Below are 16294 nucleotides of genomic sequence, written 5' to 3'. Positions count from 1 at the left end.
CAAGGCCGGATCGCGGTGGTGACGCAGATGCCCGGGGAGCGTCCCGCTCAAACGGATCCGGCTCGTCCCACGAAACAGGCGAGGCGTCGCCGATCCTCCGGCATCGGCGTGCCCATCGCCAGGTCGCGCTTCCTGGTGATCGCGGTGGCCGTGTTCGTCGGGCTCGGCCTTGCCTGGTGGGCGGCGACCGGACTGGGGTTGGTAAAGCCGATCTTCCTGCCATCGCCGGGCAGCGTCGCTATGCAGATCGCCAAGCTCGCGGCCGACGGCACGTTGTGGCTGGACCTCAAAGCCTCGATGTACCGTATCTCCATCGGCTTCCTCATCGCCTCGGCCCTGTCGATACCGATCGGCGTGCTGATCGGCAGTTTCCGTTCCTGGGAAGCGGCCATCGAGCCGCTGGTGGATTTCATCCGCTACATGCCGGTCGTCGCTTTCGTGCCGCTCTCCATCCTGTGGGCCGGCACCGGCGATTCGCAGAAATTCCTGATCATCTTTATCGGCACGTTCTTCCAGCAGGTGCTGATGATCATGGACAATGTAAAACGGGTTCCAGCCGATTTCATCGGCCTTGGGCGCACGCTAGGCCTGCCGGATCGCAAGATCCTGACGCGCATCGTCGTGCCCAGTGCCTTGCCGGGCATCTGGGATACGCTGCGCATCAGCCTGGGCTGGGCATGGACCTGGCTGGTGCTGGCCGAACTCGTCGCCGCCACTTCGGGGCTCGGTTATCGCATCACCGTGTCCCAGCGCTATTTCCAGACCAACACCATCATCGGCTACATCCTGCTGCTCGGCCTGCTCGGCCTCATCACCGACCAGGTGATGAAGGCGCTGGAAAAGGTGCTGTTCAAGCAAGAGGGCCGCTCGCAATGAGGTCCAGCCGATGAGCCCCAAATTGCGGATCGCCGGTCTCCACAAGAGCTTCGGCACGGGCGAGCGGCGCACGGAAGTACTGCGCGATATCAACCTCGATCTTGCCGACAACGAGTTCGTCTCCCTGGTCGGCACGTCGGGCTGCGGCAAGAGCACGCTGCTGTCGATCGTGGCCGGACTGCAGGACTTCGACGCGGGCGATCTCAGCATCGATGGCGCGCCGATCCTGCAGCCTGGTCTCGACCGTGGCGTCGTCTTTCAGTCCTACACGCTGCTTCCCTGGCTGACGGCGCGGCAGAACATCGAGTTTGCCCTCAAGGCCGCTGGTTACGATCGCCCGACCTGCCGCAGGATCGCGCTGGAGCATCTCGAACTCGTCAAGCTGTCTGGTAGTGCGGACCGCTATCCGGCCGAACTCTCGGGCGGCATGAAACAACGCGTCGCCATTGCGCGCGCGCTTTCCTACCGGCCCAAGATGCTGTTGATGGACGAGCCCTTCGGCGCGCTCGATGCCTTGACCCGGCATCAGATGCAGGAATTGCTGACCCAGATCTGGGAGGAACACAGGTTGACCGTCCTGTTTGTCACCCATGATGTGGAGGAGGCCGTCTATCTGTCGGACCGCATCGTCGTCATGGGCATCGGCCCGGGACGTATCACGCAGACATTCAACGTGGATATCGAGCGCCCGCGCCGCGAAGAGGTGATGGAAAGCCCTGCATTCATGGATCTGCAACGCGGCGTGCACAAGGCCATCCGCGAGGGGTCAAGACGCCCCGAAATGGCCTAGGCGCTTGCGGTCGTTTGCAGGTCCAATCACGTCGCCTTGCCGACTGCCGCGTCCAGTTCCAGCTCGCCTTCGGAAATGTCGTCGAACGAGGCGTAGTTCATGTTGTAGAGGCGGGCGTAGAGGCCTTTTCTTGCCATCAGCTGTTCGTGGTTGCCGCTTTCGACGATCTCGCCGTTCTGCAGCACGATGATGCGGTCGGCGCCGCGGATAGTGGCCAGACGGTGGGCGATGACCAGCCCGGTGCGGCCTTCCAGCAGCGTGATCAGCGCCTTCTGGATCAGCATCTCGGTGTAGGAATCGATGCTGGCCGTGGCTTCATCGAGCACCAGGATCTTTGCATCCGCCACCAGCGCGCGCGCGAAGCTGATCAGCTGGCGCTGGCCCAGCGAGAGATTGCCGCCGCGCTGCTCGAGTTCGGTATCGTAGCCATCTGGCAGGTTCTCGATGAAATCGTGCGCGCCGACGGCTTGTGCGGCTCGGACCACCTTCTCGCGGCTGGCTGATGTCTTGTGGTAGCGGATGTTTTCCAGCACCGAGCCGGAAAACAGGAACGGCTCCTGCAGCACCATCGCGACCTGATCGCCGAGCGAATCCTGGGTCAGGTCACGCACATCATGGCCGCCGACCAGAACCTCACCCGACCAGACATCGTAGAAGCGGTGCACCAGCGCCATCGAGCTGGATTTGCCCGATCCGGTCGGGCCGACAAGGGCTACGGTCTCGCCCGGGTTGACGCGGAAGGAGATGTTCTTCAGCACCGGCTGGTTCGGCCTATAACCGAAAGTGACGTTCCTGAACTCGACCGAGCCGTCCATATCGCGCGACAACGCGATAGCGCCTTGCCTGTCGCTGACATCGACCGGCACGTCGAGCACTTCGGAGATGCGCTGGCCCGAAGCCATGGCGCGCTGCATGACGCTGTACTGCATGGTCAGCGAGCGGATCGGGTCGAAGAAGCGCTGGATGTAGAACAGGAACGCCACCATGACGCCGATGTCGAGGCTGTGCGAGAGCACCATCGACCCGCCGACGACGATGACAGTTGCCATGGCGATGCCGGTCAGCGTGTCGACGATAGGCACCATTACCTGCGCGTATTTCGCCGACCTCAAATGGGCATTGAGGTTGGCCAGCACCTTTTCGTCGTAGAGGTCGAAATTGACGTGCTGGCGCTCGAGGCTCTGCACCGTGCGCACGCCATGGATGCCTTCGGCCAGTGCGCCGTTGGCGATCGAGTTGGTTTCGTGCGCGGCCATGAAGGCGACCTTGGCGCGCGGCAGCCAGAAAAGGCGCACGATGAATAGCACCGGCATGGTCGACAGCGTCAGCAGGCCAAGCCGGAAATCGAGCCACAAAAGCACGCTGACAATGCCGAACAACAGCACGATGTCGCCTACCGACATCACCGATGTTTCGAGGAATTCCTGCATCGAATTGACGTCGCCCTGCAGGCGCGACATCAGCCGCCCGACCTCGGTCTTGTCCATGAAGCTCAGCGAGACCCGTTGCAGATGGCTGAACATGGCGCGGCGCAGGTCCGACAGCACGTTTTCGGCCACCTTGCCGACGACGCTTTCCTGCACATAGCTGGCAGCATAGTTGATCAGGATGATCACGGCGAAAGCGCTGATCGCGGCGATCATCACCGATTGGTCGAGCTTGCCAGCCGTCATGCCGTGGTCGATGGCGTAGCGGATGACCAGCGGGATCGCCAGTTGCGTCAGCGTGAACACCAGCACCGCGGCGAGTGAGATGAAAATCCGGTTCTGATACGGCCTCACGAAGCTCCAGATACGCCGCACGATGCGCGGGTCATAAGCTTTGCCGAAGACCTCTTCGTCGTCGCGGTGCGAGCCCACGACCGCCTTTGTCGGTGGCCCGCTGGTGTCTTCCTTCTCGTCGTCGGCCGATGTCTGCATCACGCGGCTCCCGCCACGGGCCGCTCATCGTCCGGCCGCAACTGCAGGTCATGGAGCGCGCGGTAGCGTCCACCGAGCGCCAGCAACTCCTCATGCGTGCCGCGCTCGACGATCCGGCCGCCCTCGACGAACAGGATCTGGTCGGCATGCATCAGCGAACTCAGCCGGTGCGAGATGATGAGTGTCACGCGATCCCTGGCGAAGCGCTTCATGGCCGCCCGGATCCGCTGCTCGGTGCCGGCGTCGATGGCCGCGGTTGAATCGTCGAAGACCAGCACCGATGGCCGCAGCATCAGGCTGCGCGCAATGGTCAGGCGCTGCCGCTGGCCGCCGGAAAGCGAGGCGCCGCGTTCGCCGACGACCGTGGTGTAACCGGCTGGGAGGCCCATGATGTAGTTGTGCAGCTGCGCGTACTCGGCGGCTTGCCCGATGCGGGTCTCGCGCGCCCAGGGATTGCCGTAGGCGATGTTGTTCTCGATCGAGGTGGTGAACAAGAACGCGTCCTGCTGCACGACGCCGACCGCCTTGCGCAGCGATTGCAGCGTCACCTTGCGGATGTCCTGGCCGTCGATGGTTATCGCGCCTGAGGTGACGTCGTAGAAACGCGGGATCAGGTGCGCGATCGTCGATTTGCCGCTGCCCGGCGGACCGACGATGCCGATGGTCTCGCCGGACCTCGCCTCGAAGGAGATGCCCGACAGAGTCGGCCGGTCGCCCGCGCCCTCGTAGCGGAAGCCGACATTGTGGAAGCGCAGCACGCCATCGGTGACGACGAGATCCTTGGCGCCGGGCGCGTCCTCGATGTCGAGCTCGGCGTCGAGCAGTTCGAATAGCCGGGTGCCGCAGGTCGAGGCGCGGGCGAAGGAATTGACCATCAGCCCGAGCTGGCGCACCGGCATCTGCAGGATGGTCATGAAGGTGAGGAACTGGGCGAGCGTGCCGACGCTGATCTGGCCTGCAATCACTTTCTGGCCGCCGAACCAGAGCACCAGCCCCATGGCGGCCAGGAACGAGAAGTTCATGGCGCTGGTGTTGGAGACGCGGATGTCGACGCGCTGATTGGCGAGGTCCAGCGCATCGCGCTTGGCGCGGTCGAATTTTTCCAGCTCATGCCGCTGTGCCGCAAAGGCCCGCACGACGCGGATGCCGCCGAGGTTCTCATCCATCACCCGGCTCAGCACAGACAGCCGCTCCTGCAACGTCAGCCAGGTGCTGCGCAGTTTGAGCTGGGTGACCGAGGACCGCCAGGCAACGAACGGCACGAAGCTCAGGCTGAGCAGCCCGAGCATGAGATCGGTGCTGATCAGGAGATAGGCACCGACGCCGATCAGCACGCCGAGCAGCACCACACGCAAAATGCCGGTGGAGAAGAACATGCGCACGCCGTCGAGATCGAGCAGGCCGAGCGTGATCAAATCGCCGGTGTGGACCCTGTCGTGGTAGGCGAAGCTCAGGCGCTGGATCTTCTCGTAGAAGGCCAGCCGCAGTTCATAGCCGGTGCGATGACCGACGGCCTCGCCATAGTAGTTCTGCGCCATGGTGAAGAGGCCGCGCAGGATCGAGACGACGAGCAGCGTCAGCGCCGTGTTCCACAGCGCCTGTTCCGCCGCAGCGCCGGCACCCGCGGCCATCACACCTTGCGCCTGGTCGATGGCGCGTCCCAGCAGGCGTGGAATGAAAAGCTGCAGCGTCGCGGCAATGAAGGTCGAGACGATGGTGATGGCGACCTGCCAGGGATGGCGCAGTGTCATGCGCACGATACGAACCAAGGTGCTGAGGCCCTTGCCCCAGGACGCTTCCGCGACGTGAGCAAACGATTTGCCGCGCTCCGGCGCGCTGCTGGTTGCTTGCGTGTTCAAGGAAAATATCCAAACCAATCCGGACGTTAGCCCGGACTAATAAAGCAGACTCAATGTGAGCGGTTGACTTGGCGCTATGCTACGCGGGTCTGGCTTGGCCCTTCAAGAGCCAATGCCGGCATCGCACTGTGCCTGAAGGAAAGCGAACATGCGGCTGTGACCCGGCTGGCACCAGCGGCGGAATCCTGCCGATCTTGCCGAAGGGCGTTGGCCGGACGAGGCCAGCGCCCGGCTGTACGCAAGCGCCGGCCGGACGGCATGCGACCTTCCATCCGGCCGGAATCCGGTTTGCTAGGCAGGTATCAGGACGGCGATCCGATGCACGCCGACCTCCTTGCTTGTATTTGTCGCCTCGTCGGTCTTGCCTTTGGCGCAGGTGTACATGTCACCCGTCTTGAGCTTGAATTCCTTGTCGGCCTTCTTGATCGTGAACGCACCTGAAGCAATGGTGCAGACCATATCGTTGTCCATCACCATCTGAGGCGCGTGTGCGCCGGGCTGAAACACCACGTCGACAATTGCGATGCTCTTGTAGGCGGGAATGTCGGAGTTGCCGGTGCTGACCTCAACCACCCTGACACCGGGCGCAATCTCCTTGCCTTCCTTCGGGCCGTATTTCTTCGCTGATGCCGCCAGGGTGAACAGAGGCGTTATCGCGGCAGCCGTCACACCGAGAGCAATTGCAGACCTGCGATTCATGGTTTTCATCGCATCCTCCCACATGTTCGCCATGAACGAATGTGCATGGCTGAAATATATTAGCATAAACGAATGTAATTGTATGCGAGGAAGCGCCCAACCCCGGCATAGCCGCGTGAACTTGGCGGCAGCCGTCAGAGAGGTTCGCACATCGACCATCTGCTTGCCGCAAAAACCCCGCCGCGGCGGACCTTCGGACTGCTGTTGAGCCGCTCAAAAACCCTGGCCGTGCCGCCAGCAGGCGATCCGGTGGCCGGCCGCGACCTCTCGGGCCGGCGGCTCCGCCTTTCGGCAGTCGGGCAGGACCAGCGGGCAGCGGTCGGCGAAGGAGCACCCCGTATTCGGGACGCCGGCTGCCTCGATCTCGATTGGAGCGGATAGTCTCGGCGCAGCTTCGTCGGAGGACGCAGCCAAAAGCAGGGCCGTATAGGGGTGGTTGGGGCCGCGAAAAATCTGGTCGGAGGAGCCGGTTTCGACCAGGCGTCCGCGATAGAGCACGCCGATCCTGTCGGCCATGTAGCGCACCACCCTGAGGTCGTGGCTGATGAACAGATAGGTCGTGTCCTTGTCGCGCTGCAGGTCGTTGAGCAGGTTGAGAACGGTCGCCTGGACGGAGACGTCGAGCGCGGAGGTCGGTTCATCGAGCACGACGACCTTCGGCACGCCGGCGAAGGCGCGCGCGATTGCCGCCCGCTGCCGCTGGCCGCCGGACAGCGAACGCGACTTCTGCTCGGCCGTGGCGCCGGCGAGGCGAACCGATTGCAGCAGGTCGCCGACGCGGGCTCTCACTTCGCTGCGGCGCAGGCCGGCGAGCCTGCGCAGCGGGCGGCCGAGGATCGTGCCGATCCGCTGGCGCGGATTGAGCGTGCGATCCGGCGACTGGAAGACCATCTGCACGTCGCGGCGTTCGGCAAGGTTTCTCTTCTCGACGCGCGGCGCGACCGTCCTGCCGAACAGTTCGACCGATCCGGCGCTTGGCGTCTGCAGGCCGGTGACGATCCGTGCCAGGGTCGACTTGCCAGAACCGGACTCGCCGATCAGCCCGAAGGTCTCGCCCTGGCCGATGTCGAGATCGACGTGGTGCAGCACTGGCTGGCTGCCGAAGGCATGACTGATGCCTTTGCAGGCGATCGCGATGCGGCGTTCTTTTGGCAGGCCGGCGTCTTCGCCTTGGACTATTGGGTGCGCTGGCACGCCGTCCGTCTCCGCCAGTCTTCCGTCCCGCTTGGTGTAGTTGAGCGCCGGGATCGAGGCGATGAGCGCCTTGGTGTAGGCGTGAGAGGGGTTGTCGAAGACATCGCTCGCAACGCCGCTTTCGACCACGGTTCCCGCCTGCATCACCGCCACCCGGTCGCAGGAGCGGCGGATCATATTGATGTCGTGGCTGATCAGCAGGATGCTGGTTTTGTGATCCTTGCGTAAGTCGGAGAGGATGGCGATGATCTCGGACTGGACGCTGGCGTCGAGCGCCGTCGTCGGCTCATCCAGCACCAGCAGCGATGGGTCGAGCGCAATGGCAATGGCGATGTTGGCGCGCTGCTGCATGCCGCCGGAGAGTTCGTGCGGATAGAGATCCAGCACCCGCTCCGGATGGCTGACCCGGACGCGGCCGAGCAGTTCGGCGGCGCGCCCGCGCGCCTCTTCGAGGCGAACCGGGCGATGCCGCATGACCGTCTCGGTGATCTGGCGGCCGATCGTCATGCTTGGATTGAGGGCAGCACCGGGATGCTGGTAGACGGCGGCGATATGATTTCCCCTGAGCCGGCGCAGCTGCTCGGCGGAAAGGTCGCGGATTTCGCGGCCCTGGAATTCCAGCGCTGACGCGGCGAGGCGGGCGTTCTTCGGCAGATAGCGCAGGATGGCGAGCGCCACAGAGCTTTTGCCCGATCCCGACTCGCCCACCAGGCCGAGCGCCTCGCCTTCGCCGATGTGCAGCGACACGCCGCTGACGGCGGGGTGCGACCCCTTGCGCCCGTCATAGGCGATGGACAGCTGGTCGACCTTGAGAACCGAGGAGGACATGGGAGCTTGAAACCACTTTCTTTGAGCGCTGCCATCGAGGGCAATCGCTTCCGCTTTCGCAATGCATTATCTCTATAAAATTACTCGGATTAAGCCGGAGTGCAATCTACCTTTCTCGGATCAGCAGAGATTGTCACCGCTTGCGCAAGCAGCGCGACGGTCTCCGGAGGCAGATCTGGAAGGAGGCCGGCATGGCTCGAGACCACATGATCCTCAGCGCATTTTTCTTCAACCCGCAGGGCGATCACCGGATGTCGTGGCGCCATCCGAGGGCGCCGGGCCGGGAGGTGCTGGACTTCGAATTCTACCGCGAACTCGTGCAGGCGGCCGAGCGCGCAAGGATCGATACCATCTTCGTCGCCGATCATGTGTCGATCTGGGATTCGGTCAAGAGTGGCGTTGCCCACTACGCCAATGCCCGCCTCGAACCGCTGACGCTGCTGTCGGCGTTGGCTGGCGTGACTAGGCATATCGGCCTGATCACCACCGCGTCGAGCTCTTACAGCGAGCCCTACAATGTGGCGCGCATGTTCGCTTCGCTCGACCATATCAGCAAGGGCAGGGCGTCGTGGAACGTCGTCACCTCGGCCATGGATGAGGAGGCGCGCAATTTCGGCCGCGACGGCAATATCGAACATGCTTTCCGCTATGAGCGCGCGGCCGAATTCCTCGATATCGTCAAGGCGCTGTGGGACAGCTGGGAAGACGAGGCGCTGCTGATCGACAAGGCGTCAGGCCATTTCGCCGACCCCGACAAGGTCCATCCTATCGATCACAAGGGCAAGCACTTCAAGGTGCGTGGGCCGCTCAACGTCTCGCGGCCGCCGCAAGGCCATCCGCTAATCGTCCAGGCCGGCTCGTCCGAAGATGGCAAGAACTTCGCCACCGCCCAGGCCGATGCGCACTTCGCCATCTACAGCACCAAGGAGGATGGCATCAAATACCGTCAGGACATCAACGAGCGGCTGGCCCGCCACGGCAGGCGGCCGGAGAGCTTCAAGATCCTGCCCGGCATCCTGCCGATCGTCGCCGCCTCCGAAGCGGAAGGCCGGGAAAAGCAGGAATACCTGCAGACCTTGCTGCCGGATCAGGTCGGCATCGACCTTCTGTCGAGCTGGAGCGGGTTGGACCTGTCGCTGTTCCCGCCGGACGGGCCGCTGCCGCCGCTGCCGGACGAAAGCACGTTCAATGGCGGGCGCACATCGCTCAACCGGGTCAAGCAGTGGGCGAAGCAGAATCTCAGCCTGCGCGAGATCGCGCGCAAGCTCGCCAACAGCGGTTCGGTGCCGACGGTTGCCGGCACGCCGGTACAGATCGCGGACCAGTTGCAGGACTGGTTCGTTTCGGGTGCCGCTGACGGCTTCAACCTGATGTTCCCGCTGCTGCCAGAAGACTGGGTGAATTTTGCCGAACAGGTGGTGCCGGAGCTGCAGCGGCGCGGCGTCTTCCCGACCGAATACGGGCCGGGAACGCTGCGCGATCGTTTCGGCCTAGCACGGCCCGCCAACCGCTTCGCCGAACAGCGCGACAATGCGCGTGCCGTGTCCTGACCGGAAGAACGATCATGACCGTCGCACCAAGATTGCAGCCACGCGAAGCGACCGCGCCGCAGCTCGTCAATGTCCTGCACAGCCCCAAGCGTGTGCGCGTCAAATTCGGCGGCCGCACCATCGCCGACAGCCGCAACGTGCTGGCGCTGCGCTCCAACCATTTCCTGCCGATCTATTTCTTCCCGCCGTCAGCGGTCGACCCATCGGTGCTGAAACCTTCGCTGCATCGCGAGCCGCATCCGGTCGGTGGCGAGACCGCCTATTGGGATATCGACAGCGGCGACAGGCGCAGCGCCAACGCGGCGTGGTCGTTCGTGTCGCCGCCGGATGAAAACCTGGCGCCGCTGGCCGGCCGCATTGCATTCACCTGGAAGGCCGTCGACCAGTGGTTCGAGGAGGAAGAGGAAGTCTTCGTCCACGCCCGCGATCCCTATGCACGCATCGATGTTCTGCAAAGCTCGAGCCATTTGCAGATCTGGTTCGACGGCGAGCCGATCGCCGACAGCCACCGCCCGGTGCTGCTGTTCGAGACGCATCTGCCGACGCGTTTTTATCTGCCCGCGGAAGACATCCGGCTGGAGCGGCTGACGGCGTCCGTCACCACGACGCGATGTCCCTACAAGGGCATCGCCTCTTACTGGTCCGGCCTGCTGAGCGACGGTTCGGTGCGCCCTGATATCGCCTGGAGCTACCGGGATCCCATTGAGGAAATGCCGAAGATCAAGGGCCTCATCGCCTTCTATCCGAAGGCCGTCGACCGCATCCATCTCGACGGCGAGCCCGTCGCATAGATTTTCAATCTTCATTTCAAAGCAGGGTTTCAAAATGACCAGACGCAGAGATATCGACGCAGTTCGCAATCTGTCGGGGGACATCTGGAATGTCGCCGTCGACGAACATCAGGGCGGCTTTCTCAAGCGCCGCGATCTCCTCAGATATGCCGCACTGCTCGGCCTGACCGGCTTTGCCGCCTCGCAGGGGTTGGGAGGCGCACGCGCCGCGGCTGCCGGCGGCGGCACGGTTCGCGTCGGGCTCGGCCAGCCGACCAAGGCGATCGATCCGGTTTCGGTCACCGATCCGGCCAGCATCGGGGTGATCAGCCAGGTCGGCGAGTATCTGATCCTCGACGATCCGAAGGATGGTCTGCAGCCGAAGCTGGCTCTGTCCTGGGAGGCCAACGAGACAGCCAGCCGCTGGACCTTCAAATTGCGGCAAGGGGTAAAATTCCACGATGGCCGCGCGGTCACCGCCAAAGACGTTGTGGCGAGCTTCGAGCGGCTGGTCGATCCGGCCAGCGGCTCGTCGGCGTTGTCCGCCTACAAGGGCATCCTGTCCAAGGGCGGCGCCAAGCTGGTCGACGACGAAACCGTCGCCTTCGATCTCGACGGTCCGAACAGCAACTTCCCGTTCTATGTCTCCTCCGACGTCTACAATGCCGTCATCCTGCCTGCCGACTATGCCGGTGATTTCGAGAAGACTTTCAACGGCACCGGTCCGTTCAAGCTCGAATCCTTCCGCCCCAAGCAAGGCGCCAGCTTCGTGCGCAATGAGAATTACTGGGGCGACAAGGCGCTGCCCGACCGGATCGAGATCAAGTTCTTCGACGACGAGCAGGCACAGGTGCTGGCTTTGCAGGCCGGCCAGCTCGACGTGATCCCAAGCACGACGCGGCTGGAGCTGGCGATCGAGGGCAATCCCAACTTCAAGCTGCTGAGCGTGCAGGCGAGCTCGCACGACCAGGTGCATCTCAGGACCGACCAGGCGCCGTTTACCGACAAGCGCATCCGCCGCGCGCTGGCGCTCACGATCGACCGAGAGGCTGTGGTCAAGGGCCTGCTCAAGGGCCGCGCCATCGTCGGCAACGACACGCCGTTCGCGCCGATCTTCCCCTCGGCCGATCCATCGGTGCCGCAGCGCAAGCAGGACATTGCCGAGGCCAAGCGGCTGCTTGGCGAGGCGGGCGTGCCCAACGGCTTCGAGGTGACGCTGACCACCGAACGCGCCTATGACATTCCCGACTATGCGGTCATCATCCAGAACTTCGCCAAGAAGGCCGGCATCGACGTCAAGCTCAATGTCCTGCCGCAGGACGCCTATTACGGCTCGGCGACGTTTGGCAGTTCGCCATGGCTGGATTCGGTGCTCGGCATCACCGACTATGGCCACCGCGGCACGCCCGACATCTTCCTCAACGCCACGCTAAAGAGTTCGGGAGCTTGGAACGCGGCACATTTCAACAACCCGGCCTATGACGCGCTGCTGCTTGACTACTCGAAGGCGCGCGACCTGCAGGCACAGCGCCTTGTTGCCCGCAAGATCCAGACCTTGCTGCTCGACGAGACGCCGGCGATCATCAGCTACTTCTCGCAATACAGCCGCATCGTCAGCTCCAAGGTCGAGGGCGTGCGCTTCACCGCGATTTCGCATCTCCTGCTCGACCGCGTTTCCTTCGTCCAGGCATGATCGCGACATGCTGACCGGTCGCATTCTGTCAGCGCGTCTGGGCACACTTGTCCTCACGCTGTGGCTGGTCAGCATTCTGGTGTTCTTCGCCGGGCAGGTCCTGCCCGGCGATGTCGGCCGTGTCATGCTCGGGCCTTTTGCCGACGCGCAAGCGGTGGCGGAACTGAACAAGCGGGTAGGCGCCGACCAGCCGGTTCTCGTCCAGTATTGGCTCTGGTTCAGCAAAGCGGTCACCGGTGACTTCGGCACCTCGCTGTCGATGCGCGGGCCGGTGGCGCCGTTCGTGCTGGAAAGCCTCAAGCGTTCCGCGGCCCTTGCCGGCATTATTTTGATCTTTCTCGTTCCGCTTGGCGTTGGCGCCGGCGTCGTCGCCGGTCTCAATGCGGGCCGCCTCATTGACCGGCTGATCGTGATGGCGGGCGTCTCCTTTGGCATCGTCCCGGACTTTGTCTCCGGCCTGATGCTGCTCATCGTTTTCGGCCTGTGGCTGAACTGGTTCCCGATCTCCGGCGTTGCGCCCGATGGCGCTGGCTTCTGGACGCATGGCTATTATCTGATCCTGCCGGCATTGCCGCTGGTGCTGAACCTTGCCGGCTACATCGCCCGGATGACGCGGGCAGGGGTGATCGAGGCGATCGCCGCCGATTACACGCGCACGGCCGTCCTGAAAGGGCTCGAGCGGCGCGAGATCATCCTTCGGCACGTGCTGCGCAATGCGCTGACGCCGACCATCGCGGTGCTGGCGACGCAGACCGGATACATGCTTGGCGGGCTGGTGGTAATCGAGGCGTTGTTCGGCATTCAGGGACTTGGCAATCTGGTCCTGAACGCGGCCAAGGCCCGTGATTTCCCGATGCTGGAGGCAGGCGTATTGGTGATGGCGGCCATCTTCGTGCTGTCGGCGGCGGCCGGCGACCTCTTGCTGGCGCTGCTCGATCCGCGGCAACGCCGCCGGACCTCGCCATGACGGATCTGGCCGAGTTTCCCGCACTGCAGCGCGCCGTGGCGGGCTTTTCGGCAGTGCGCCGGATTCGCAGTGCTTTCGCCGGATTGCCGCCGTCGGTCGTGGTCGGATTGCTGCTGCTTTTGTTCTGGGTCGTTTGCGCCATAGCAGGCAACCTCTTCGTTCCCTACGATCCCTATGCCGAGGATTTCCTGGCGACGCTGACGCCGCCCGATGCGCTGCACTGGTTCGGGACCGATCAGCTCGGCCGCGATGTGCTGTCCCGCATCATCGTCGGTTCGCGCGACATCCTGCTGGTTGCGCCGCTGGCGACGCTGGCCGGGGTTGCCGCCGGCAGCATCATCGGCCTGGTGCTCGGCTATTTCGAGGGCCTCACCGATGCCATCGGCGCGCGGCTGCTCGATACGCTGATGGCGTTTCCGTTCATCGTTCTCGTCACCATGACGCTGGTGGCGATCGGCCCGTCGAACCTGACCGTCATCCTGGTGATCGGCATCGCCTACGCGCCGCTGGTGGCGCGCACCGTTCGCGCCGCCGTGCGTGAGCAGAAGCAGCGCGACTATGTCAGCGCCGCGCGCCTCGGCGGCGAGGGCGCGCTCGCCATCATGTTCCTGGAGATACTGCCCAACATCAGGGAAACGATCCTCATCGAGCTCGTCACAAGGCTGGGCTACGCGTTCTTCTCGATCGCGACGCTGAGCTTTCTCGGCCTCGGCATTCAGCCGCCATCGGCCGACTGGGGACTGGCCGTCGCCGACGGCTATGGCTTCCTGACCGGCGGAAAATGGTGGGTCGTCGTCTTCAATTCCGCGGCAATCGTCTCGCTGGTGATGGCGACCAACCTGATCGCGCAGGGCATTGGCGCCTTCGAGAATAGCGATGCATGAGCCTTGATCCGGGCGCCAAAAAATCTCTTTTGCATTGAAGCCTGACGCGCATCCTTATATCGCATGACTATGAAGAAAATCGGTTTCCTGTCGTTCGGGCACTGGACGCCCTCGTCGCAATCGCAAGTGCGCTCGGCTTCGGACGCGCTTTTGCAATCCATCGACCTCGCCGTCGCCGCCGAGCAACTGGGCGCGGATGGCGCCTATTACCGCGTGCATCATTTCGCCCGCCAGCTCGCTTCGCCGTTCCCGCTGCTGGCGGCGGTCGGCGCCAAGACCAGCCGTATCGAGATCGGCACCGCGGTCATCGACATGCGCTACGAGAATCCGCTCTACATGGCCGAGGATGCCGGTGCTGCCGACATCATCGCCGGCGGGCGCCTGCAGCTCGGCATCAGCCGTGGCTCGCCCGAGCAGGTGATCGATGGCTGGCGCCATTTCGGTTACGCGCCGCCGGAAGGCAAAAGCGACGCCGACATGGCGCGGCATCATGCCGAGGTCTTCCTCGAGACGCTGCGGGGCGAGGGGTTCGCCCAACCCAATCCGCGGCCGATGTTCCCCAATCCGCCCGGCCTCTTGCGCCTCGAGCCGCATTCGGAGGGTCTGCGCGAGCGGATCTGGTGGGGTGCGGCTACCAACGCCACGTCGGAATGGGCAGCCAAGCTCGGCATGAACCTGCAGAGCTCGACACTCAAATTCGACGAGAGCGGCAAGCCGTTCCACATCCAGCAGGCCGAGCAGATCCGCATCTATCGCGAGGCCTGGAAGGCAGCCGGCCACAAGCGCGAGCCGCGCGTCTCGGTCAGCCGCAGCATCTTCGCGCTGGTCGACGATCGCGACCGCGCCTATTTCGGCCGCGGCAATGAGAGCCGCGACCAGATCGGCTTCATCGAGGAGAACACCAAGGCGATTTTCGGGCGCAGCTACGCGGCCGAGCCGGATGTGCTGATCAAGGAATTGGCGCAGGACGAGGCGATCGCCGAAGCCGATACGCTGCTGCTCACCGTTCCGAACCAGCTCGGCGTCGACTACAATGCGCATGTCATCGAGGCGATCCTGACCCATGTCGCTCCAGCGCTGGGCTGGCGCTGACGCCGGATCGATCAGGGCCGAGTTTTCCAGGGAGGTACACAATGCCAAAGAAGGCCTTGATCGCCTGGGGCGGCTGGGAGGGCCATACGCCGGAGCAGAGCGCGAAGCTCGTTCGCACCTTGCTTGAGCGAAACGGCTTCGACGTCGCGCTCGGCGAAGGCACCGCGATGTTCGCCGGTCCGGAGCTTGCTTCCTTCGATCTCATCGTGCCTGTCATCACGATGTCGACGATCGAAAAGGCCGAGTTGCAGAACCTGACGCTTGCGGTTCGCGGGGGAAGCGGGCTCGGCGGTTTCCACGGGACGATGGGCGACAGTTTCCGCAATGAGCCCGACTATCAGTTCATGACCGGCGGCCAATGGGTGGCGCATCCCGGCAACATCATCGACTATCACGTCGCCATCACCCGGCCGGAGGACCCGATCACAAAAGGCATCAGCGATTTCGCCTACCGATCGGAGCAATATTACATGCATGTCGACCCAAGCAATGAGGTGCTGGCGACCACCACCTTCACCGACGCGCATTTTCCGGGGATAGGCGGCGTCGTCATGCCGGTCGTCTGGAAACGGCGCTATGGGGCGGGGAAGGTTTTCTACAGTTCCCTTGGTCACACGGCGGATGAGTTCGCGGTGCCGGAAATGGCGCTGATGGTGGAGCGGGGTTTGCTTTGGGCGGCGCGGGGGTAGAAGCAGGCGAAGTTCGTGAAAATCTGGTGGAATTCACAGGACATCTACGGAGATATCCAATGAACGATTTCAGTTGGTCCGCTTCCGAAAAGAAGCTCGCCCGCCACGCCTTCGATAAGGCTCTTGAGGCGGCCCTCGCAAAGACGATGGCCGAATTCAAGAGCAAGGCCAGTGCGGTGACGGCTCCCTCCCAGATGTGGGAGCTGGAAGCCTATTTGCGTGAACAGCGGCGGGATATCGATCGGACGTTCGACTACCGCTATTCGCAGCTCCTTTATGTCTTCACTCATCTCATCCGAGCAGGCTACCTCGATGAAAAGCTGCTTGCCGGTCTGTCGCAAGACAAATTGGACGCCATTCGGCGGGACCTTGCCTTTGCGGCGGGACGCCCGGCCAGCGGATGACGACGGCAGGGAGTGCGGCCGCGTCCCAATCCCTGCCATGCTGGAAAAGTGGCCGTTGTCGTACTACCATCCCGTCACAT

Annotated in this window: 14 protein-coding genes; 10 read left to right on the top strand and 4 right to left on the bottom strand. The window is 63.5% G+C overall.

What is annotated here, in order from left to right; genetic code table 11:
- Positions 1-27 precede the first annotated feature (27 nt).
- Entirely contained in the window at positions 28-876 is an 849-nt protein-coding gene (locus A4R29_RS20100; protein ID WP_013530487.1) for an ABC transporter permease, read from the top strand.
- Between the two features lie 10 nt (positions 877-886).
- Positions 887-1666 carry an ABC transporter ATP-binding protein gene (locus A4R29_RS20095; protein ID WP_013530488.1) on the top strand — a complete coding sequence of 260 codons (780 nt, stop codon included), beginning with the start codon at positions 887-889 and terminating at the stop codon, positions 1664-1666.
- Positions 1667-1692: 26 nt separating this feature from the next.
- On the opposite strand, the gene A4R29_RS20090 is transcribed toward A4R29_RS20095, so the two are convergent.
- From A4R29_RS20090 to A4R29_RS20075, 4 genes are all read right to left on the bottom strand, one after another.
- Positions 1693-3585, bottom strand: a complete 1893-nt coding sequence (locus tag A4R29_RS20090) for an ABC transporter ATP-binding protein (protein ID WP_063172698.1) — start codon at positions 3583-3585, stop codon at positions 1693-1695.
- A complete protein-coding gene (locus tag A4R29_RS20085; protein ID WP_063172697.1) occupies positions 3585-5444 on the bottom strand; it encodes an ABC transporter ATP-binding protein in 1860 nt (619 codons plus the stop codon). Before A4R29_RS20085 ends, A4R29_RS20090 begins: the two co-directional genes overlap by 1 nt.
- Before the next feature lie 291 nt (positions 5445-5735).
- Positions 5736-6176, bottom strand: a complete 441-nt coding sequence (locus tag A4R29_RS20080) for a cupin domain-containing protein (RefSeq protein WP_244506844.1) — start codon at positions 6174-6176, stop codon at positions 5736-5738.
- Between the two features lie 180 nt (positions 6177-6356).
- Positions 6357-8165 carry a dipeptide ABC transporter ATP-binding protein gene (locus A4R29_RS20075; protein WP_063172696.1) on the bottom strand — a complete coding sequence of 603 codons (1809 nt, stop codon included), beginning with the start codon at positions 8163-8165 and terminating at the stop codon, positions 6357-6359.
- 191 nt (positions 8166-8356) lie between these two features.
- Between A4R29_RS20075 and A4R29_RS20070 the strand changes: the two genes are divergently transcribed.
- The 8 genes from A4R29_RS20070 to A4R29_RS20035 all read left to right on the top strand — a co-directional run bounded on the left by A4R29_RS20070 (position 8357) and on the right by A4R29_RS20035 (position 16214).
- The gene (locus A4R29_RS20070) at positions 8357-9715 is read left to right on the top strand and encodes an LLM class flavin-dependent oxidoreductase (protein ID WP_063173752.1); all 1359 of its coding nucleotides are present in this window, start codon (positions 8357-8359) and stop codon (positions 9713-9715) included.
- 14 nt (positions 9716-9729) lie between these two features.
- Positions 9730-10506, top strand: coding sequence for a DUF427 domain-containing protein (locus A4R29_RS20065; protein WP_063172695.1), 777 nt, complete (start codon positions 9730-9732; stop codon positions 10504-10506).
- 34 nt (positions 10507-10540) lie between these two features.
- Positions 10541-12178, top strand: a complete 1638-nt coding sequence (locus A4R29_RS20060; protein ID WP_024503938.1) for an ABC transporter substrate-binding protein — start codon at positions 10541-10543, stop codon at positions 12176-12178.
- A gap of 7 nt (positions 12179-12185) precedes the next feature.
- Entirely contained in the window at positions 12186-13145 is a 960-nt protein-coding gene (locus A4R29_RS20055; protein WP_063172694.1) for an ABC transporter permease, read from the top strand.
- Positions 13142-14029, top strand: a complete 888-nt coding sequence (locus tag A4R29_RS20050; protein ID WP_063172693.1) for an ABC transporter permease — start codon at positions 13142-13144, stop codon at positions 14027-14029. Before A4R29_RS20055 ends, A4R29_RS20050 begins: the two co-directional genes overlap by 4 nt.
- Positions 14030-14098: 69 nt before the next feature.
- Complete coding sequence (locus A4R29_RS20045) at positions 14099-15121, top strand: LLM class flavin-dependent oxidoreductase (RefSeq protein ID WP_024503936.1); 1023 nt, start codon at positions 14099-14101, stop codon at positions 15119-15121.
- 41 nt (positions 15122-15162) lie between these two features.
- On the top strand, positions 15163-15810 hold the full coding sequence (locus tag A4R29_RS20040) for a ThuA domain-containing protein (RefSeq protein WP_063172692.1): 648 nt from the start codon (positions 15163-15165) through the stop codon (positions 15808-15810).
- Positions 15811-15869: 59 nt separating this feature from the next.
- Positions 15870-16214 carry a hypothetical protein gene (locus A4R29_RS20035; RefSeq protein ID WP_063172691.1) on the top strand — a complete coding sequence of 115 codons (345 nt, stop codon included), beginning with the start codon at positions 15870-15872 and terminating at the stop codon, positions 16212-16214.
- Positions 16215-16294: the final 80 nt, after the last annotated feature.

This window comes from Mesorhizobium ciceri biovar biserrulae, assembly GCF_001618845.1.
Taxonomy (GTDB): domain Bacteria; phylum Pseudomonadota; class Alphaproteobacteria; order Rhizobiales; family Rhizobiaceae; genus Mesorhizobium; species Mesorhizobium ciceri.
This window is presented reverse-complemented; position numbering and strand designations above follow the sequence as displayed.